The sequence below is a fragment of the Pollutimonas thiosulfatoxidans genome (assembly GCF_004022565.1).
Taxonomy (GTDB): Bacteria; Pseudomonadota; Gammaproteobacteria; order Burkholderiales; family Burkholderiaceae_B; genus Pusillimonas_D; species Pusillimonas_D thiosulfatoxidans.
In genome coordinates this window covers 3,348,335-3,367,410 of sequence record NZ_CP022987.1, presented here as the reverse complement: position 1 = coordinate 3,367,410, position 19,076 = coordinate 3,348,335, and the positions used below count along the sequence as shown (strand labels likewise).

Annotated in this window: 17 protein-coding genes, 1 tRNA gene and 1 pseudogene; 14 read left to right on the top strand and 5 right to left on the bottom strand. The window is 55.7% G+C overall.

From position 1 onward, the window contains the following. Window positions 1–3 precede the first annotated feature (3 nt). From CKA81_RS16240 to CKA81_RS16185, 12 genes are all read left to right on the top strand, one after another. On the top strand, window positions 4–564 hold the full coding sequence (locus tag CKA81_RS16240; protein ID WP_228255746.1) for an SDR family NAD(P)-dependent oxidoreductase: 561 nt from the start codon (window positions 4–6) through the stop codon (window positions 562–564). A gap of 266 nt (window positions 565–830) precedes the next feature. Beyond that, a complete protein-coding gene (locus tag CKA81_RS16235) occupies window positions 831–2,576 on the top strand; it encodes an FAD-dependent oxidoreductase (RefSeq protein WP_199287550.1) in 1,746 nt (581 codons plus the stop codon). 37 nt (window positions 2,577–2,613) lie between these two features. Then, window positions 2,614–4,335 carry an FAD-dependent oxidoreductase gene (locus CKA81_RS16230; protein WP_128356236.1) on the top strand — a complete coding sequence of 574 codons (1,722 nt, stop codon included), beginning with the start codon at window positions 2,614–2,616 and terminating at the stop codon, window positions 4,333–4,335. Further along, entirely contained in the window at window positions 4,332–4,523 is a 192-nt protein-coding gene (locus CKA81_RS16225) for a hypothetical protein (RefSeq protein WP_128356235.1), read from the top strand. Before CKA81_RS16230 ends, CKA81_RS16225 begins: the two co-directional genes overlap by 4 nt. 173 nt (window positions 4,524–4,696) lie before the next feature. Next, window positions 4,697–5,941: an ABC transporter substrate-binding protein gene (locus CKA81_RS16220; protein WP_128356234.1), complete on the top strand. Its 1,245-nt coding sequence runs from the start codon at window positions 4,697–4,699 to the stop codon at window positions 5,939–5,941. Between the two features lie 106 nt (window positions 5,942–6,047). Continuing rightward, window positions 6,048–6,989: a branched-chain amino acid ABC transporter permease gene (locus tag CKA81_RS16215; protein ID WP_128356233.1), complete on the top strand. Its 942-nt coding sequence runs from the start codon at window positions 6,048–6,050 to the stop codon at window positions 6,987–6,989. 2 nt (window positions 6,990–6,991) lie between these two features. Beyond that, on the top strand, window positions 6,992–8,239 hold the full coding sequence (locus CKA81_RS16210; RefSeq protein WP_128356232.1) for a branched-chain amino acid ABC transporter permease: 1,248 nt from the start codon (window positions 6,992–6,994) through the stop codon (window positions 8,237–8,239). Next, the gene (locus tag CKA81_RS16205) at window positions 8,236–8,982 is read left to right on the top strand and encodes an ABC transporter ATP-binding protein (RefSeq protein ID WP_128356231.1); all 747 of its coding nucleotides are present in this window, start codon (window positions 8,236–8,238) and stop codon (window positions 8,980–8,982) included. Before CKA81_RS16210 ends, CKA81_RS16205 begins: the two co-directional genes overlap by 4 nt. After that, window positions 8,979–9,689 (top strand): ABC transporter ATP-binding protein, encoded by a 711-nt coding sequence (locus tag CKA81_RS16200; protein WP_128356230.1) that lies wholly within the window; start codon window positions 8,979–8,981, stop codon window positions 9,687–9,689. The genes CKA81_RS16205 and CKA81_RS16200 overlap by 4 nt, the downstream gene beginning before the upstream one ends. A gap of 24 nt (window positions 9,690–9,713) precedes the next feature. Continuing rightward, window positions 9,714–11,429, top strand: coding sequence for an FAD-dependent oxidoreductase (locus CKA81_RS16195; protein ID WP_128356229.1), 1,716 nt, complete (start codon window positions 9,714–9,716; stop codon window positions 11,427–11,429). Between the two features lie 15 nt (window positions 11,430–11,444). Further along, window positions 11,445–12,281: an IclR family transcriptional regulator gene (locus CKA81_RS16190; RefSeq protein ID WP_128356228.1), complete on the top strand. Its 837-nt coding sequence runs from the start codon at window positions 11,445–11,447 to the stop codon at window positions 12,279–12,281. A gap of 315 nt (window positions 12,282–12,596) precedes the next feature. Continuing rightward, complete coding sequence (locus CKA81_RS16185; protein WP_128356227.1) at window positions 12,597–13,646, top strand: NADP(H)-dependent aldo-keto reductase; 1,050 nt, start codon at window positions 12,597–12,599, stop codon at window positions 13,644–13,646. Between the two features lie 38 nt (window positions 13,647–13,684). On the opposite strand, the gene CKA81_RS16180 is transcribed toward CKA81_RS16185, so the two are convergent. The 4 genes and pseudogenes from CKA81_RS16180 to CKA81_RS16165 all read right to left on the bottom strand — a co-directional run bounded on the left by CKA81_RS16180 (window position 13,685) and on the right by CKA81_RS16165 (window position 15,523). Next, window positions 13,685–14,065, bottom strand: coding sequence for a type II toxin-antitoxin system VapC family toxin (locus tag CKA81_RS16180; RefSeq protein ID WP_128356226.1), 381 nt, complete (start codon window positions 14,063–14,065; stop codon window positions 13,685–13,687). Next, a pseudogene (locus CKA81_RS16175) lies at window positions 14,062–14,267 on the bottom strand (type II toxin-antitoxin system VapB family antitoxin). Before CKA81_RS16175 ends, CKA81_RS16180 begins: the two are co-directional and overlap by 4 nt. A gap of 154 nt (window positions 14,268–14,421) precedes the next feature. After that, window positions 14,422–14,498 (bottom strand) — tRNA-Pro (locus tag CKA81_RS16170). A 59-nt stretch (window positions 14,499–14,557) separates the two neighbouring features. After that, the gene (locus tag CKA81_RS16165; protein ID WP_128356225.1) at window positions 14,558–15,523 is read right to left on the bottom strand and encodes a polyprenyl synthetase family protein; all 966 of its coding nucleotides are present in this window, start codon (window positions 15,521–15,523) and stop codon (window positions 14,558–14,560) included. A 137-nt stretch (window positions 15,524–15,660) separates the two neighbouring features. Here CKA81_RS16165 and CKA81_RS16160 point away from each other — a divergent pair, with 137 nt between their 5' ends. Together CKA81_RS16160 and CKA81_RS16155 are read left to right on the top strand one after the other, a co-directional pair. Continuing rightward, the gene (locus tag CKA81_RS16160) at window positions 15,661–16,527 is read left to right on the top strand and encodes an ATP-binding protein (RefSeq protein ID WP_128356224.1); all 867 of its coding nucleotides are present in this window, start codon (window positions 15,661–15,663) and stop codon (window positions 16,525–16,527) included. Further along, window positions 16,520–17,554: a thiamine phosphate synthase gene (locus CKA81_RS16155; protein ID WP_128356223.1), complete on the top strand. Its 1,035-nt coding sequence runs from the start codon at window positions 16,520–16,522 to the stop codon at window positions 17,552–17,554. The genes CKA81_RS16160 and CKA81_RS16155 overlap by 8 nt, the downstream gene beginning before the upstream one ends. On the opposite strand, the gene CKA81_RS16150 is transcribed toward CKA81_RS16155, so the two are convergent. Beyond that, entirely contained in the window at window positions 17,551–19,074 is a 1,524-nt protein-coding gene (locus tag CKA81_RS16150; protein ID WP_128356222.1) for an efflux transporter outer membrane subunit, read from the bottom strand. The genes CKA81_RS16155 and CKA81_RS16150 overlap by 4 nt on opposite strands. Window positions 19,075–19,076: the final 2 nt, after the last annotated feature.

Genomic DNA, 19,076 nt, shown 5'->3' with positions numbered 1-19,076 from the left:
ACGTTGAGCACTCCGGGCGCCGTGCATGGCCCTGAGAACCATAACTCGTCGGCCAGCCAAGCCGAACGCGTTGACACCATGCAATTAACGGGCAACACCATTTTCATTACGGGTGGAGGCTCTCGCATTGGCCGCGAACTGGCAAGGCGCTTCAATGATCTGGGCAGCGCGGATCGTAGCCGGGCGCAGAATGGCCCCGCTGCCATCAGCACCTTCTCGCAGCAAGTCGTGAAGCAGCACCCCGAACTTAATGTCCTGATCAACAACGCCGGCATCATGCGTTATGAAGACTTGAGCAAAGCCCGCGATCTCCATGATGCCGAGGCGCAGATCACCACCAACCTGCTCGGGCCCATCCGTCTGACCAATGCACTGATCAATCATCTGACGACGCGAGCGAACCCTGTGGTGGTCAATGTATCGTCCGGCCTGGCCTTCGTGCCGCGATCCGATGCCGGAACTTACGGCGCCTCCAAGGCCGCCATCCATTCCTACACCTTGTCGCTACGGGAGCAGCTTAAGGGGCAGGTGAAGCTAATCGAGATCACTCCACCCGCAGCTTAATGCTCATGCAGCGTGGGTGAAGCAGAGCGCCGAGATCGGAGCAACTTTGCGCGGTCACGTCGGTACGTTCCAACACGGCTGGCTTCCGATAAATGCCGACATGCGTCGGGCCCGCATATCGCCTTATGGAGGCGCCAATTATCACCGAATGATATTTAAGATAGAGAAGACACCCTTTACCCGCATAATTCTCTCTGCTAACCTTACGACTTTCGCAATAATTGATAAAAATGTCGAACAAGACGATATACGGGGGAGCGATGAGGATGACAACAGACTATGATTTGATCGTAGTAGGCTCGGGCGCTGCGGGCTTAGCGACCGCGATTACAGCTGGCCATTTTGGTCTATCTGTTCTGATTCTTGAAAAAGCAGACGTCATTGGGGGCACCACGGCATTGTCCGGGGGCTGGCTTTGGGTCCCCGGGAATGAATTGGCCCAAGACGCTGGCGTCAATGATTCCTTAGCGGCGGCACGCACGTATATCGCCAATGAAGCAGGGCCTCACTTCGACGGGGAGCGTGTAGACAGCTTCCTTGCCCACGCGGGAGAGATGGTGAGTTTCTTCCGACAGCATACAGCTGTCGATTTCAATTTCGGCAACAACTACCCAGACTATCACCCCGATCACCCCGGGGGAGCGCAACAAGGAAGGTCGATACATCCCAAGCCGTTCGACGGCGCGAAACTGGGTAGGGCATTATCACAGCTCGCTCGGCCCATGCCCGAGTCCACCTTCATGGGGATGGGACTTAACAGCGGGCCTGATTTAAAACATTTCCTGAATGCAACGCGTTCCTTACGCTCAGCGGCCTTCGTGATGGGAAAAATCGCGGACCATATGTTCTCCATCCTGCGCCACGGACGAGGCACCCGGTTGGTCAATGGGAACGCGTTGGCGGCGCGATTGTTCCGCACTGTTCTCGACATGCAGATCCCTTACCGAACATCAACACGTGTCGTTGATCTCGTTCGCGAAGACAACACGGTGGTAGGCGTTGTGGTCGACGCAAACGGTGAGCGCGAGAGAATTCTCGGCAAGCACGGCGTTGTTCTGGCAGCTGGCGGCTTTCCACAAAATTCGGAACTCAAAGCGAAGTATTACGGCCACCCTACCGAGCGGAACCATCACGTCTCGTTAGCGCCTTTTGCTAATACAGGGGACGGAACCTCAATGGCTATCTCGCACGGTGCACGCATCAATGAAAACCTCTCCTCCTCCGCTGCGTGGGCGCCTGTATCAATCATAAAGAGGCCAGATGGATCCACGGGAAGATTCTTCCATTTGATTGATCGAGCCAAGCCTGGAGTGCTGGCTGTGACCGTAGATGGCGAGCGGTTCGTCAATGAAAGTACAAACTACCATGATTTCGTTCGAGCCCTGATCGATGCATGCGATGGGCGCCAAGACGTCCAATGCTTCATGATGTGCGACCATCGCGCGTTACGTCGCTACGGACTTGGTGCGGTTAGGCCGTCGCCATTGGGCTACAAATCATTCATTCGCTCTGGCTATCTACTGCGGGGAAGCACGGTTGAGCAGTTAGCGAGATGCGCTGGCATCCAACCTGGCAGGCTAGAGGCCACCGTGGCGCGCTTCAACGCGGACGCCAGGGAAGGCCGCGACGCACTGGGAAAAGGTTCCACATCCTATCAGCGCCTGCTTGGCGATTCCGACTTTACCCCGAACCCTTGTGTGGGCGAGATGAAGGATGGACCTTTCTATGCGGTGAAGGTACTTCCGGGAGACTTGGGCACCTACGTTGGTATCGACACTGACTCGGAAACGCGCGTGCTGGATATCCATGGTCAGCCAATTCCAAATCTATACGCCGTGGGCAACGATTCTGCGTCGATTTTCGGTGGCGCATACCCAGGCGCCGGCGCTACGCTTGGTCCCGCTATGACCTTCGGCTATCTCTGCGGCAAGCAGGTGGCAAGAGCCGCTTCGTCTGAGCAAGGCGCTACTTCGAGCAAAGCGGCGATCTCGTCAATGACGACCTTTGCGTAAACCTTCACGATTACTGCATTACAGGATTACAACCGGCATGAGCTATCAGTTCGCAGATTACCCTTTCAAAGCTAAGACCTATCAGGCAACGTTACCGGTCCTTGTTGACGGCAAAGAAGCAGAGCGCAAAAAGGTCATTGTGGTGGGCGGAGGTCCTGTGGGACTTTGCGTTGCCTTAGGGCTGGCTAACCATGGCATTCCTTGCGTTTTAATCGAGGCAGACGATTCTGTCTGCTCCGGTAGTCGTGCGATTTGCATCTCGCGTCGTAGCCAAGAGATCCTGGAGCGCCTGGGTGCTTTGCACGGTTTCACAGAAAAGGGGCTGCCATGGACCGGGGGGCGTAGCTACTACCGTAATACTGAGGTGCTGCATTTCAAGATGCCCCATGACGACAACCAGAAACTTCCCCCAATGCTCAATATCGAGCAGTTCTACATTGAACAATTTCTGCTAGACGAAGCAGAACGTCGGTCAGACCTTATTGACATCCGCTGGGCGACTCGCGTCACCGAAGTGCACGCGCTTGACGATAAGGTGACATTGAAATTGGTCTCTGACAAGGGCGAGCACCTGATCGAGGGAGACTGGCTGGTCGCGGCCGATGGCGGCAGAAGCATAGTTCGCGAGGAGTTAGGGCTCGAGCTCAAGGGAACCAGCTATGAAGGACGTTATGTCATTGTCGATATAGCGCTAGAGACAGACTTGCCTACGGAGCGATTGGCCTGGTTCGACCCCCCATCTAATCCTGGTTCTTCTATTTTGATGCACCGGCAACCAGACGGAGTCTGGCGCGTTGATTATCAGATCGGCCAGAACGAGGATCCTGACGAAGCAATAAAGCCAGAGAACGTGATACCGCGCGTACAAAGCCATCTGGAGATGATAGGCCAATCCGGTCAATGGTCACCGATCTGGATCACCATGTATAAGGCGCATGCGCTTTCCCTGGAGAAGTATCGGCACGGTCGCGTATTGTTCGCTGGGGATGCAGCGCACTTGGTGCCTATATTTGGTGTGCGCGGTGCGAATTCGGGTATCGATGATGCAGATAATCTTGCCTGGAAGCTTGCCTATGTCATAAAAGGCCTGGCCGATGAGCACCTGCTCGATACGTACTCGGAGGAGCGGGTTTATGCCACCCGGGAGAACCTGAGCTACGGTACGAAAAGCACCGAATTTATGGCACCGCCAACGTTCGCTTTCGAGCTAATGCGTACGGCGGTCTTAACACTTGCGCTAAACCATTCTGAGGTTCGCCCGCTGATAAATCCTCGCCAGACTGCGACGATAACGTATTTGAATTCTCCCCTGAACCATCCAGATGTTGATAAAGAGTGGTTCAGCAATGGACCGGTCCCTGGTGCTGTGCTGGTAGAAAGCCCCGTAACCATTCAAGACGATGATGAGGCATCCCAAGCACACTTGACCGATCTGATAGCACCAGTATTTACGGTAATGCTTTTCACGGACGGCAGAGGTGGGTCGGCAGATACGCTCAAATTGCAAAGTGCTATGGATACCAGAGGCGTGCCGTTTCGCGTATTGACGCTCGCTGCCACTGCAGCCAAAGATGCCTCAGTGGACGCATGGGATGAAAGTGGCCGCTTATTTCAAATGTATGGCGCTGCCTTGAACACATGTTATCTCGTCCGGCCCGATGGCCATGTGTTGGGTCGTTGGAAAAATTTCGAACCAGCAGTGATTGAGGCGGCAGTCGAAGCCGTTCTTGCCACCCGCGAACTGGAGGTTGCAGCATGAAACCAGAAGATCTTGATCTCGTTTATACCGAGCTTTGTAACACCATGACGGAGGCCGGCAAGGAGCGGGCAGAGCTGTTCTTGGCGCGCCTTGCTTTGCTATTCATTATCAACACGACAGATCTAGAACAAGTGCGCAAGCTGATCGCGGAGGCCGCTGCAATTGAGCCTATCCAAACAACAGGGTAAGTCGGCCTCGCAAGCAGTAGGGTTTTCCCGTTCAAAGAAAAAGATCGCCCCTAAATTTATTGCTATATGATAATCTCACGTCAAATACGTGTGAGTTAGAAGTTTTATCGCATTATTCGATATCCAAAAACCAGTGAATGCGTCTCAAACCAAAAGTAATGGAGAGGAGTTACATGCCCAAGAAATTTTTGCTAAACGCTGCTGCAGTAAGTATTGGCCTAGCCGCTAGCGTAAGTGTCGCCGCACCCTTAAAGATCGCAATGATCGAAAACTTTACTGGCCCCATGGCTCAGACCGGCATCCCATTTGTTGAGGGGGTGCGATATGGTATTGAGAAGGCCAACGAAGACGCGGGAACGAAAGGGCCAATCCTTGAACTCATCGAGCTCGATAGCAACGGCGGGCCGACCGTCGTGTCGGACCGGCTTAAGAGTGCCATTGCTCAAGGCGCACGCGTTGTATCTTCGGCAGCCTCTTCAGTCGTTGCCGCCCAATTGAGCGAAGAGATTCGTAAGTTCAATATCAGGAATCCGGGAAAAGAGGTCATCTACTACAACGTGGGATCTGAAGCGGCCGAACTCACCGGAGAGAAATGCCATTACTGGTCATTCCGGCTTGGCACGAATCCGTACATTCGTATGGGGGCTCTCGTCAAAGTCATGAAAGAGGAAGGTGTTCTAAGCGACAAGATCTTCTCGATCAATCAGAACTATTCATACGGTCATGACATGCAGAAGGCACAGGCACAGGCAGTAGAAAAATGGGGGGGAGAAATAGTCGGATCCGTGCTGCATGACACAAATAAAATTCAGGACTTCTCACCCTATGTGGCTCGGATCAAGGCATCAGGCGCAGAAACCATCCTGACTGGGAACTGGGCGAACGACGTCATACTGCTATTGCGGGCTGTCGGTGCGGCCGGCCTCGACGCTCGCATTGGCAATACGTCGCTCGATACCACTGGAACCCTTAGCAACGCGGGCCCCGCCGCCTTGGGTGCTTATCTCGTGAAACCTTACAACATTGAGGCCGGAGGCGAACAAGGCACTGCGTTTATCGAGGATTTCAAAAAGAAAATCGGTCACTATCCGACGTCGGAAGAGCCGACGAGTGCATTCGCTATTTCATTGTTGAACGCAGCGCTTCAGCAAGCTGACTACGATGGCAAAGAAGATTTTCCCATGCTGAAGTTGGTACAAGCACTTGAAACGACGACCTGGAAGTCTCCGCTCGGCGAGATGTCGATCCGTTCGGAAGATCATCAAGCGCTTTTGCCAATTACAGTCAGCACGGTGAGTAAGGACGCAAAGTTCCACGTGGACGGAACAGATATGGGCTTCAAGCTGATAAAGGTGGTATCTGCGGAAGACGCAGCAGCTCCGCCATCTCAGCAATGCAAAATGCAGCGTCCGAGTTAAACCGGCCACCGGCAGGGGCATGGCAAAGGGGTACGCAACCTAACTGACCAGCGTATACCCCAAGACGTGGCCCTTGCCGTTTTGTTCCCTGGCTCAAGGATCATCGATGGAATTCATTATTACCTCCGCGTTAAACGGACTGGTTTACGGCTTGTTGCTGTTTGTCGTCTCCGCCGGATTGACGCTAATTTTTGGAATGATGGGTGTACTTAACTTTGCGCACGTCTCGTTCTATATGCTCGGAGCGTACTTGGCGTATACGTTAAGTGGCTTTATAGGTTTCTTCTGGGCGCTGGTCGTTGCTCCCTTGCTGGTCGCGGCTCTTGGAATTTTCGTAGAGCACTTCATGTTGCGCCGGGTGCACCGCCATGGGCATGCCCATGAACTACTGTTGACTTTTGGGCTTTTCTTTCTACTTCAAGAAGTCGTGAAAATGTTCTACGGCAATGCACCGGTAGCTTACCGTCCGCCGTCAGAGCTCGCCTTCACCGCGTTCAGTTTATTTGGAACCGACTTCCCTGCCTACCGATTGTTCGTAGGCTTGACCGCATTCCTTCTCTTTGTAATTTTATTTCTTGTCCTGCGTTATACCCGAGTCGGAATTATTGTTCGCGCCGCGGTACGTCGACCGGACATGGTTGCGGCACTGGGCCACAATGTCCCCGCTGTTTTTATGAGCGTATTTGGCTTAGGCGCTTGGATGGCTGGCCTTGCCGGCGCCGTCGGCGGGGCACTGCTAACTACAAACCCTAACATGGCCTTAGAAATGGGGCTCATCGTGTTCGTCGTTGTGGTTGTGGGTGGCCTAGGCTCTTTAGGAGGTGCCCTGATCGCGTCACTGCTGATCGGGATGATCACATCGTTCTCCGTCGGGTTGCAGTTCTCGTTGGCTGACGTTGCAGGGATATTTGGGCTGAATGAAACGGCTATGGCAATGGGCGGGCTAATGAATCTGGAACTCTCTACGTTCTCAGCTGCAATGCCTGTATTGCTTATGCTCGTTGTGCTTCTGGTCCGTCCCGCAGGTCTAATGGGCGAGAGGAATTGAAGATGAAGTTCAAAAGAAACGTGCCAATGTACTCGCTCATTTTGGCGGTACTGATGATTGTTCCCTTATTCCTCCCTTCATATGCCATCAGTGGCTTATCCAACGTACTAATTTCCGCCCTCTTCGTCCTTGCGTTCAGTCTCCTGTTGGCGCAGGGTGGAATGCTGTCTTTTGGGCATTCCGCATATTTCGCAATCGGAGCGTTCGCAACGCTTCATGCCATGAATGCAGTGGCTGATGGAAACCTTGCAGTCTCTACACCCTTCCTGCCAATTTTTGGGGCATTGGCTGGACTAGCGACTGGCGTCGTCGCGGGTTTCTTTGCCACCCAGCGAAGCGGCGTCTACTTTTCGATGGTTACGCTTGCGATAGCAGAACTGTTTCATACTGTGGCCCCCAACCTGCAAACTGTTTTTGGTGGGGAAACAGGGGTGTCCTCCATGCGCATGCCGTGGGCTGGAATCAGCTTTGGTCAAGAAATTGAGGTGTACTACCTGATCCTGGTTTGGGTTGCGTTGTGCGCTGCCATCATGTATCTGTACACGCAAACTCTTAGCGGCAGGGTAACCGTGGCTCTGCGCGAAAACGAGCGGCGGCTCGCATTCCTCGGATATAACGTACATGCGACGAAAATTCTGATCTTCTCCATCTCTAGTATGTTTACTGGGGTCGCCGGCGGGCTGTTAGCGATGGCAAACGAGTCGGCCAGCTACGAACTCTTCAGTTTTACGTTCTCAGCTAGCGCTGTTCTGTATACCTACATCGGGGGGATCGGAACATTTCTCGGGCCAGCAATCGGTGGAGCAGCAATGACGTTTTTCGGGCACGTTGTGTCCGATATGACTCGCCTCTGGTTGCTCTATCAGGGCATCATATTCGTGCTTATCATGATGTATGCCCCTTACGGCATATCCGGCTTAGTGAAGCAAACCGATGGAACCGAGCGTCTTCGTGATCGCAATATAAAACGCACGCTTATGCTGGCACCGATGCTGGCTATCACGGCGGCAACGGTTTTCTTGTGCGAACTGATAAACACCATTTTATCTCGCGACTACCAAAGGCTCTTGGATAGCACGGGCATATGGCACGACGTCGAGCTCTTCGGGCGAGCTTGGACCCCTAGTGAGCTGATTGTCTGGGCGGTGCCCTCCGCCATCGTGATTCTTTCAGTTTCATTGATAGTTCGAATATCCAGGCATCGCCGAACGCCTGGCTTAACGATGTCGCCCCAGGGAGGCTCCGTATGACCACTGTGCTTAAGACGGTTGACCTTCGGAAGAGCTTCGGCTCACTTGAGATCATTCGCGGACTGACATTAGAAGTTCAACAAGGTGAGCGGCACGCCATCCTCGGGCCAAACGGCGCCGGGAAATCGACACTATTTCACCTGATATCTGGGCTGCTGCCATCGTCTTCAGGAAGCATCTGGCTGAAAGGCCAAGAGATTACGAGCTTGGCCTCTCATCGGATTAGTCGACTGGGGTTATCGCGATCATTTCAGATCACCACTATTTTCCCCAAAATGACTGTGTTTGAAAACCTCAGAATCGGCGTTATGGCTAAGCACCATAAGCGCTTTAGTCTCAAACTGGCCAGCCGCCAAGCGGACATAATCAGCGACACGGACGCGTTGATTGAACAAATCCGGCTGGAATCGGTTCGAGATAATCTCGCAGGCGATCTGACTTACTCCGAGCAAAGGGCATTGGAGATCGCGATGGCCCTCGCCTCGGGCGGTGACGTGATTTTATTGGATGAGCCCACGGCCGGGATGTCGCGGGAAGAGTCGATGTACATCGTGGACCTTGTCCGTCGGGTTACCGAGGGTAAAACACTCCTCCTCATCGAACACGACATGGATGTCGTCTTTTCATTGGCCGACAGGATTTCCGTCCAGGTTTATGGCGAAATCATCGCAACAGGTGAGCCCGAGGCGATCCGGCAGAATAAGCGCGTTCAAGAGGCATATTTAGGTGAGGCGTCATCATGAGCTTGCTTGAAGTCACAGGATTGAATGCGCACTATGGGAAGAGTCACGTTCTGACCGGAGTTGACCTGACGTTGGACGAAGGCGAGATCATAAGCGTCCTTGGCCGCAATGGCTCCGGCCGTTCGACGATGCTCAAAGCAATCGTCGGATTAGTCAAACCGTCACAAGGCTCAATCAAGCTGGCCGGCCGCGAACTTGTTGGCCTACCATCCCATGAGATTGTGAGAGCCGGTTTGGGCTTTGTGCCCGAAGAACGCCTAATATTCGATAACCTCACAGTCGAAGAGAATCTCGTCATCGGCATCGGAAAACCCAAAGCCGGGACCCCCCGGTGGACGATCGATGAGATGTACGGTTATTTTCCCCGCCTTCATGAACGACGTGGCGCGAAAGCCGGGAATCTATCGGGCGGAGAGCAACAGATGCTGACGCTTTGCCGCTCATTGCTCGGAAATCCGAAAGCCATATTAGTTGACGAACCCACGGAAGGATTGGCTCCCCAAATCGTCGAGCATCTAGTTAGCGTTTTGCTCGATATTCACAAAAGAGGTGTAGCAATTGTCCTAGTGGAGCAAAAGATGACAATCGCACTTCGCATCGCCCAACGTTGCTTGGTCATGGGGCGAGGGATCATCGTTTTTAATGGCAGCCCCGAAGAGCTACGTTCCGACGCAGAAGTCCGGCGGAACTGGTTGGAGGTCGCATGATAGTAAAGTCCGCAGGGGTAGCAAATGCACAAGATTAACAATCAAGCTGAGTACGACGTACTCGTCATCGGCTCCGGCGCAGGAGGGTTCTCCGCTGCGATAACGGCCCTCGACGAGGGGCTGAGCGTTCTGATGGTCGAAAAAGACGTTTGCTTCGGAGGTACGACTTCGAGGTCGGGAGGGTACATCTGGATACCTGGTAATCGGCTAGCGGAAAAAGAAGGTATCAAGGACGATGCCAACAGCATCCGGACGTATTTAAGGAATGAGCTGGGTGATTCGTATGGCTCCGCGCTTTTGAGTCAGTATTTGAAGTCAGGCCCCGAGATGGTCGATTTCTTCGTCAATAAGGTTGGCGTGGAGTTCATGGTCGCCACTCAAATGCCCGATTATCATCCTGACCTACCGGGGAGCTCTCAAGGCGGGCGCTCGCTGCATGTGAAGCCAACCAGCGCAAGTATTCTTGGTGACGAGTTGCCCAGACTTCGGCCCTTGCCGAGAGAGTTGTCGCTCTTTGGCATGGGCATCAGTTCAGGTTCTGATCTAAGCCATTTTTATCGATTTGGCCGATCCGTTCGCTCTACAGTCCGTGTTATCACCTTGTTGGCCAAGTATGGCTTGGATCTCCTTCGATTTGGTCGCGGTCAACACCTGGTAAATGGCAATGCCCTTATCGCAAGACTCGCGCGAGCGCTATTCGATAAAGGTGGATCACTTTGGACTTCATCCCCGGCCACCGAGCTATTGATGGAAGGCGGGCGAGTAGCTGGAGCCGTGGTAGTAAAGAATGGGCAACCGATCCATGTCCGAGCTAAGAAAGGGGTGGTTTTGGCAAGTGGGGGCTTCAGTCATGACGTGAACCGACGCAGTGCCATATATAAACACCCGGCCCGGTCAGGTGAGCACCTGTCACTTACGACACCTGGAAATGAAGGTGACGGCGCACGACTCGCCGAGAGCGCTGGCGGACATGTTGACACTGGGGTTACAAACGCGGGCGCTTGGATGCCCATCTCGAAGGTTCCTAGGCCTGACGGTACATGGGGACCATTCCTTCATTCGGTCAACCAAGGCAAGCCTGGAATGATCGCTGTGTTGCGGAACGGCGAGCGTTTTGCCGACGAAAGTCTCTCTTACCATGATTTTGTTGAGAAGCTCATCTCTATGCCGGAGGCGGGACGCCCAGCCGGTGCGTATTTGATTTGCGATCACAAAGCGTTCAGTAAGTACGGGTTGGGCTACGCAAAGCCGTTTCTCTCCACGAAGAAACTTGAGGCTAGCGGATATTTAATAACAGCAAGCACCGTCACCGAGTTGGCTACGAAAGCCCATATTGACCCGGACGTCCTCGCGAATACTGTTAGCACATACAATATTTCCGCGCGTGATGGCCTGGACCCGGCATTTGGCAAAGGTAAAAGCGCGTATGGACACTTTTTAGGTGATCTAACGGCCCCTAATCCCAACGTCGCCCCATTGGAACAAGCGCCTTTTTACGCCGTATGGATGTACGCCGGAGACATAGGAAACTTTGCTGGCATTAAAACCAGCGAGAATGCACAAGTAGTGCGCGAAGATGGGGTAGCTATTGAAGGCCTGTTTGCGGTTGGCAATGACATGAGCAGCGTGTTTAACGGCAGATATCCAGGAGGCGGATCTCTTATCGGGCCCGCCATGACCTTCGGCTATGTTGCCGCTAAGTTTTTGAGTCGAACTGATGGCGCTGTGTCGGCTCAATAAAGGAAATAAAAAACCATGCAAGGTTCTGACAGCGATCGATTGACGAAAAGAGGAAATCACCCTATCACCGAGCCATCGGTTTTGAAAAGAGTCGGCGCTATTCTGGAGCTCTTCAGCGAGGATACTCCGTTAATTACCCTAAACGATCTAGTGCGGCTATTGGGGATTAGCACGCCTACCGCCTATCGCTATGTTGCAGATCTTTGCGACATGGGCATGCTTTCACGAGTGTCCGGTTGCTATACCCTTGGGCCGAAGGTACTAGAGCTCGGCTATCTCATCAATAAATTTGATCCGATTCTTTCTGCCTCCAAGGCACTCATGAGCGACTTGTGTACCAAAAGTGGCTGCCATGTCCTCTTTTCCAAGGTTTACGGACAGAATCTGATCAACATCTACTATGCAAAAGGAAGCGACCTTAAAGATCTTAATTTTGTTCCAGGTCGAAAAATGCCGTGGTTCAAGGGGTCTCAGGCTCGTTCCACGCTTGCTTACCTTGATCGCAGGAAATTGCGCCGGATTTATGACTTGAACGAGGGCGACTCAGCGCGTGATGAAGTAGGTGCCGACTGGGACTCATTCTGTAAGGAGCTCGCACAGATTCGACGAGCGGGGCACTATATCTCCCGCGGCGAGCTGGATGAGGGTGTCACCGGTGTTGCTGCTCCCGTCTTCGATGAAGAGAACGAAGTCTTGGGCAGCTTAGTGTTGGCATTTCCGACCGCTGCTCCACCGTGGGTAGGGGAAGAACTGATTGCCAATGTGGTGATGGATCACGCCAGGAAGATTACCGAAGCCATTGCGAACCTTACTATCGCAGAAAACAATGTCTTAACTATTAAGCGTGAATGATCGCATTGATCCGCGGTTCGAAGTTTAGACGTACTGCGCTCCCTGCTAACACGGGCCGTCTATCGATGGATATGGTCGGGGCGACATGATTCGAACATGCGACCCCTGCGTCCCGAACGCCTTCCTAGCCCTTTGGCCTGAGCATCGGGTGTATTGTCAATCTCGCAGACAATCGACAGTAGCTATGGCAGCGACCGTACCCCTGTGGGACATCGTGCTGCAAGTCACGGATATAACACGGCGGTGTTAACATCGGCGCCACCGTCGGCACGCCGGCCGGCCTTGAAAGAAACCATTCCGCCGGAGCGCACTACCTTGAAATACCGCAAACTTGGACACACAGACCTTGATGTCAGCCTGATCGGCCTGGGCACCATGACGTGGGGTGAGCAGAACACTGAATCCGAAGCTCACCAGCAGATTGATTACGCCTTGACGCAGGGTGTGAACCTGGTGGATGCCGCTGAAATGTATCCCGTGCCGCCCAAGCCGGAGACACAAGGCCGCACGGAAACGTATATTGGCACCTGGCTGGCCAAAACCGGACGACGCAAGGACATCGTATTGACCAGCAAAGTCTCGGGCCCCGCCACCGACCCGAAACGCCCTGGCCATATTCGTGGCGGCCAGACGCGTTTGGATCGCAAGAACATGACCGAAGCGCTGGACGCGAGCCTGAAACGCCTGCAGACCGATCATCTTGATCTGTACCAATTGCACTGGCCGGATCGCACCACCACCACATTCGGCCGCCCAAACTACCCCTGGAAGGCTGACGCCTACACAGTGCCCGTTGAGGAAACCCTTGAGGTCCTGCAAGACTTCGTCAAGGCGGGCAAGGTACGCCATATTGGGGTATCCAACGAAACACCCTGGGGCGTGGCGCAATACCTGAAGTTCGCCGAAACGCGTAAGCTCCCCCGCATCGTATCTATTCAAAACCCCTACAGTCTGCTCAACCGCATCTACGAGAACGGCCTGTCCGAATTCAGCCACCTGGAAGGCGTGGGGCTACTGGCGTACTCGCCCTTGGCCATGGGTGTGCTGTCGGGCAAATACCTGAACGGCGCCCGCCCAGACGGTGCCCGCATGACGCTGTTCACGCGTTTCGACCGCTACTCGAAGCCCCAGGCTGAACGTGCTACGGCCGAGTATGTGCAGTTGGCACGTGACCACGGCTTATCTCCTGCAACCATGGCGCTGGCGTTTGTTAACCAGCAGCCCTTTGTCACCAGTAACCTGATAGGCGCAACCGGGCTGGATCAGTTGAAGGAAAATATCGACAGCGTCGACGTTACGCTATCAGAAGAAATGCTGGAAGCCATCCAGGCCATCCATCTACGTTATCCGAATCCGTCGCCTTAAGCCACCTCTTATGCTTGCAAACCGGCGGTGATGCAGGTTCAGCGAGTAGCTGACCGGTGCATCACTCCGCAGCGTTCTGCCAAGGCTGAAAGGCGCTTATCCAATGTCCAGAGCTCAGTTTGTGGCGTCATCATGGTCGAAGCCAAGAGCAGCATATCAACCAGCCCGCAGCCTAAACCGTAAAGTTTTTCGGATTCAACGAAATCCAAGGTTTCTTTCAGGGTTGCTTGTTGGGAGTGCTGCAGGCTATCGAGATCGACCAGAGTACGTGCCCGATTGGGTGGGGTTCCACAGGCCAATTCACCAAGAACCATGGGATGCACCAAAGCACGGTCGCGCTCCAGCAAATAGACCAATCCTTGATTCTCCCGTCGGAAGTGATCGACCCATACCGAAGTATCAACCAATACACCATTCATGCTTCGGCGGGCTCCTGTCGGCGGCGCGGTATATCAGGCATTTGTGGCGCTTCCCCCCGAGAGCCGCAAGCCGTTTCGCAGACTGTACACGCACATACGTCTTGACGGCTTCACGAATAAGATCGGCTTTTTCGATACCTGGGTCAGCTACTTGCAGCGCTCTTTCAAACAATGCATCGTCAATCGTTACTGTAGTTCGCATTGTCGTCTCCATTAATCCAGCATCAATATATGCATCATATTACATCAAAACTATGTTTGCGCCTGCGTTTCCCCCATGCGCGAGGACCTATGCACCAATACCCCGCAGCTCAAACAAAAAGCCCTTGCATAGCAAGGGCTTAATATGGAACTACTGGTCGGGGCGACATGATTCGAACATGCGACTCCTGCGTCCCGAACGCAGTACTCTACCAGGCTGAGCTACGCCCCGACTTGCAACATAAGCTTGTCACGTACGCCCTGAAAGCTGCGCCCGCAACAACGGGATTTTTACCGATCGCGTTCTATCGCGAAAGAACAAAATTCTAGCAAAGATTCCTGATGAACGGAAATAGGCAAACCCTGCAAGGCCTCGCGTGCCAGCTCGGCTTCCGCGGTTGCTGCTACGCGGGTGTAGTCCAGCGCCTCGGTGTCCTGGATGGCGCGGGCCACGGCTGAAAAATCGGCCTCTCCGGTGCGGATGGCGTCTTGTATCAGTTGCTTCTGTGCGGCGCTGCCCACCTCCATTACTCTGATCAATGGCAAGGTAGGCTTGCCTTCGCGCAGGTCGTCCCCCACGTTTTTCCCCAGCGCATCGGCGTCGCCGCTGTAATCGAGCACGTCGTCGATCAGCTGGAAGGCTGTGCCTATGTGCCGGCCATAGGCGGCAGCGGCCGCCTGCTGGGCGGTTGTCGCCCCGCCGACGATGGCGCCAACTTCTGTTGCCGCCTCGAACAGCTTGGCTGTCTTGTAACGCACCACTTGCAGGTAGCGCTCCATCGAAACATCGGGGTCGTGCACATTAAGCAACTGCAGCACTTCGCCTTCGGCGATGACGGTGGTGGCGGCCGATAGGACCGACATGGCGGGCATGGAGTTCGACTCCACCATCATCTCGAACGAGCGCGAATACAGATAATCACCCACCAACACGCTGGCGGCGTTGCCAAAGACGGCGTTGGCCGTGCTGCGCCCGCGTCGCAAGTCTGATTCATCCACGACGTCGTCATGCAACAGGGTGGCGGTATGGATGAACTCCACCACGGCCGCCAGCAGATGGTGGTTGGTGCCTTGGTAACCCAAGGCTTTGGCCATGATCAGCAACAGCGCCGGTCGCATGCGTTTGCCGCCGGCCCCGACGATGTAGTCACCGATGGTGCGTATCAGCACGACCTCGGAATCAAGGCGGGCGCGGATAACCGCATCGACCGCTTTCATGTCGTCTGCAATGGGTGCAATTAACTCGGGGAGATTCAAAGCGAGGTCCGGGCTTAAGTAGGTGTTGATAAGAACGGGCGGATCAAGGCTAGGATTATACGTGACGCAAATTACTGATAGCCGAAGCAAAATTGGCGATAATGCCTGTCTTTGACTATGCACCCCTGGAGACCCAAGTGACTGCCCCCGACCTCACCTCCCTAATCGGACGCGCCGAACGTGTTCTGGCGCAACTTGAGGCGTGGCTGCCGCCGGCCCCCCCGGACATCGACTGGTCCGCGCATGCCTTTCGCTGGCGCAAGCGCGGGGCGCGCGGCTGGCTGGATGCCGTACGCCATATCTCCACGATACACGTGGAGGATCTACAGCACATCGAGCGGCAAAAGGCAATCATAGACCGCAACACCCGTCACTTTCTGCACAAGAAGCCTGCCAACAATGTACTGATGACGGGCGCCCGCGGCACGGGCAAAAGCTCGCTGGTGAAGGCGATGCTGGCCGCTTATGGCGACCAGGGCCTGCGATTGATTGAAGTCGACAAATCCGACATGGCCGACCTGGGCGACATCGTCGATCTGATTGCCCCGCGCCCCGAGCGTTTCATCATCTTCTGCGATGACCTGTCGTTCGAAGAAGGCGAAGCCGGGTACAAGGCACTGAAATCGGTCCTGGACGGCTCGGTCTCGGCCTCTGGAGACAATGTGTTGATCTACGCCACATCGAACCGACGCCACCTGATGCCCGAATACATGAGCGAGAACCTGGGCGCCAAGCATCAGTCGGACGGCGAGATCCACCCGGGCGAAACCGTGGAAGAGAAGATTTCACTGTCCGAACGCTTTGGCCTGTGGCTGTCGTTCTACCCCTTCAAGCAGGACGACTACCTGGACATTGTCAATTACTGGCTGGACCAGCACGGCTGCTCGTCGAAGAACATCCAGGAGTCGCGCACCGAAGCCTTGCAGTGGGCGTTGGAGCGCGGCTCGCGCTCTGGCCGCGTGGCACGTCAATTCGCTCGAGACTGGGCCGCCCGACATGCTTGATCCGGCAGAACAAACGCACAAACCCTTCATTGAAGTAGCGGCCGGCATTATTACCCGGCCGGACGGCAGCCTGATGCTGGGCCAACGCCCCGAAGGCAAGCCTTGGGCAGGCTGGTGGGAGCTTCCCGGCGGCAAGATCGAACCAGGCGAGACCACGCTGCAAGCGCTGGCGCGCGAACTGAAGGAAGAGCTGGACATCGATGTACGCGACGCAACACCATGGGTAACGTATGTGCACGAGTACCCCAAGACCATCGTGCGGCTGGCATTTTGCCGTGTTACCGCCTGGGATGGCGAACCGCGCGGCATGGAAGGACAAGCACTGGCCTGGGTACGGCCCGACCAGCCCATCACCGTCGGCCCCGTCCTGCCTGCCACCGAGCCTCCCTTGCGATGGATGCAACTGCCCGACCACTACTTGATCAGCAATATCGGGAGTAGCGCTCAGTTAACGGCTTGGCTGGACAAGCTGAAGCACGCATTGGACACAGGTATACGGCTGGTGCAGTTTCGCGAACCCGCGTGGGCTGCGCAAGCCAACGCCGAAGCGCTTGCGGCCTACCAAGAGGTATTGCGCCTGTGCCGCCAGGCGGGAGCGCTATGCCTGGTCAACAGTTGCCATCCGCAAGACTGGTGGGCGCTGGCCGACGGTGTGCACCTGCGCGCTGCTGACGCCTTGGCGTTGGCCGGCACCTCAAACAATGACGCCGCAGGCCCAAGTGCCCATAGCCTGGCAGCCGAGGCGTTGCGCGCGCGCATACCGGGCCTGATCGCGGTCTCGGCGCATACGGCAGAAGATCTACATGCCGCCCGCCGTTTGCAGGCGGACTTTGCCGTGCTGGGGCACGTGCTGCCCACGCCGTCTCATGCGGGCGTGGCTGGCATGGGTTGGGCGGGCTTTCGGGCGCTGGCGGAAGACGCCGGCTTGCCGGTCTTTGCCATCGGCGGTCAATCGCCACAAACACTGCAGCAAGCCAGGCAGCACGGCGCACATGGCATTGCCGGAATGCGCCAGTTGTTGGGCTAAGGTTGCGCCGCAGACTCGGGCACAGGCTGCTGCCAGCCGCCGCCCAGCGCAGCGATAAGCTGCACGCTGGCCACCAACCGGTCGGCCGTCAGCGACAAGGCCGCCCTTTCTGTGCTGAGCGCCGTGGTTTCTACTTGCACGACGCTTAGGTAATCGATCAGTCCCGCCTCAAACTGATTTTGCGTCAGGCGTAAGGATGCACGCGCCGCTGCCAGCGCGCGGCCCTGGGTGACTTGCTCTTGCCCGAGCACATGCAGTTGTACGAGATAGTCTTCCACCTCTCGCAAGGCCGTCAGCACGGTCTGGCGATAGGCGGCTGCTTGTGCGTCGTAGCCGGCGCGGGCCTCTTGCAGTTGTGCTTCGCGCGCGCCGCCATCGAAGATCGTCAAGGCCAGCGCGGGGCCCAGAGACCAGAAGCTCGCTGGAGCGGTCAGCCACTGCGCCCACTGACCACTGCGAAAGCCCGCCTGCGCGCTAAGGGTCAGATCAGGGAACCAGGCGGCTTGCGCCACGCCTATGCGCGCGTTGGCTTCAGCGGTACGGCGCTCTGCGGCAGCAACGTCGGGCCGCCTTTGCAACAACTGGGAGGGCAGTGCGACGGGAATCGTGGGCACAGCCGCAGCGCGGGTGGTGGAGTCAAGCGTAAAGCTGCTCGGCGCCTGGCCGGTCAATACGGCAATGGCGTGCTCCAGTTGAGCCCGCTGCCAGTCCAGCGCCAACAACTGCGTGCGCGTATTCTCCAACTGCGTACGGGAGACTTCAACATCCGCTTGCGCTGCAACACCCGCCTCATAGCGGTTTTGCGTCATCTGCAACGAACGCTCATAAGCCTGGACGGTTTGCGCCAGCAAGCGCTGTTCGGCATCCATCACGCGCAAGCGGAAATAGGTCTGCGCCAGGGTAGACTGCATGCTCAGGCGCGTTGCCGCCACATCGGCCGCGCTGGCCTCCAGGCCGGCCTGGCTGGCCTCCACTGATCGGCGCACCCTGCCCCAGACGTCGGGTTCCCAACTGACATTGCCGCTGACGGAATATTGATTGCCGACGCGACTGCCAGGCGAGAACGAGCCGTCGCCGAAGTCGCCACCACCCGCAGTGCCGCCGCCGCTGCCCGAGCGGGTCGCCGATGCCGAGCTGCCCAAGGTGGGGAACAAGCCCGAGCGCGTGGATTGCAGCAAGGCCTGCGCTTGCCGGTATTGGGCCTCCGCCTGTGCAATGTCCAGGTTGGCAGTTTGCAAGGTGGCCATCAAACCCGACAACACCGGATCGTTGAACAATGTCCACCAATTCCCCGGCATCAAGCTGTCCGCCGGCTGGGCACGCACCCATCCCGAATTCATTTGCGCACCGTCCATAGGCTGCGCCCGGTCCATTTCCTTGTAGGTATCCCCAACATCGATGGCCGGTCGTTGATAGTCTGGCCCCACGGCACAAGCGGTGAGCATCAAAGCCAATACCGAAATACCCAGGCTGCGCCAGCGGGATGGAGGAAAGTGAACAAGATGTTTTTGTCGTGTCATGG

Coding starts and splice junctions, on each gene's coding strand:
- CKA81_RS16235 (WP_199287550.1), top strand. CDS start 831: ATGACAACAGACTATGATTTGATCGTAGTAGGCTCGGGCGCTGCGGGC.
- CKA81_RS16195 (WP_128356229.1), top strand. CDS start 9,714: ATGCACAAGATTAACAATCAAGCTGAGTACGACGTACTCGTCATCGGC.
- CKA81_RS16205 (WP_128356231.1), top strand. CDS start 8,236: ATGACCACTGTGCTTAAGACGGTTGACCTTCGGAAGAGCTTCGGCTCA.
- CKA81_RS16230 (WP_128356236.1), top strand. CDS start 2,614: ATGAGCTATCAGTTCGCAGATTACCCTTTCAAAGCTAAGACCTATCAG.
- CKA81_RS16155 (WP_128356223.1), top strand. CDS start 16,520: ATGCTTGATCCGGCAGAACAAACGCACAAACCCTTCATTGAAGTAGCG.
- CKA81_RS16190 (WP_128356228.1), top strand. CDS start 11,445: ATGCAAGGTTCTGACAGCGATCGATTGACGAAAAGAGGAAATCACCCT.
- CKA81_RS16200 (WP_128356230.1), top strand. CDS start 8,979: ATGAGCTTGCTTGAAGTCACAGGATTGAATGCGCACTATGGGAAGAGT.
- CKA81_RS16150 (WP_128356222.1), bottom strand. CDS start 19,074: ATGACACGACAAAAACATCTTGTTCACTTTCCTCCATCCCGCTGGCGC.
- CKA81_RS16225 (WP_128356235.1), top strand. CDS start 4,332: ATGAAACCAGAAGATCTTGATCTCGTTTATACCGAGCTTTGTAACACC.
- CKA81_RS16180 (WP_128356226.1), bottom strand. CDS start 14,065: ATGAATGGTGTATTGGTTGATACTTCGGTATGGGTCGATCACTTCCGA.
- CKA81_RS16220 (WP_128356234.1), top strand. CDS start 4,697: ATGCCCAAGAAATTTTTGCTAAACGCTGCTGCAGTAAGTATTGGCCTA.
- CKA81_RS16210 (WP_128356232.1), top strand. CDS start 6,992: ATGAAGTTCAAAAGAAACGTGCCAATGTACTCGCTCATTTTGGCGGTA.
- CKA81_RS16215 (WP_128356233.1), top strand. CDS start 6,048: ATGGAATTCATTATTACCTCCGCGTTAAACGGACTGGTTTACGGCTTG.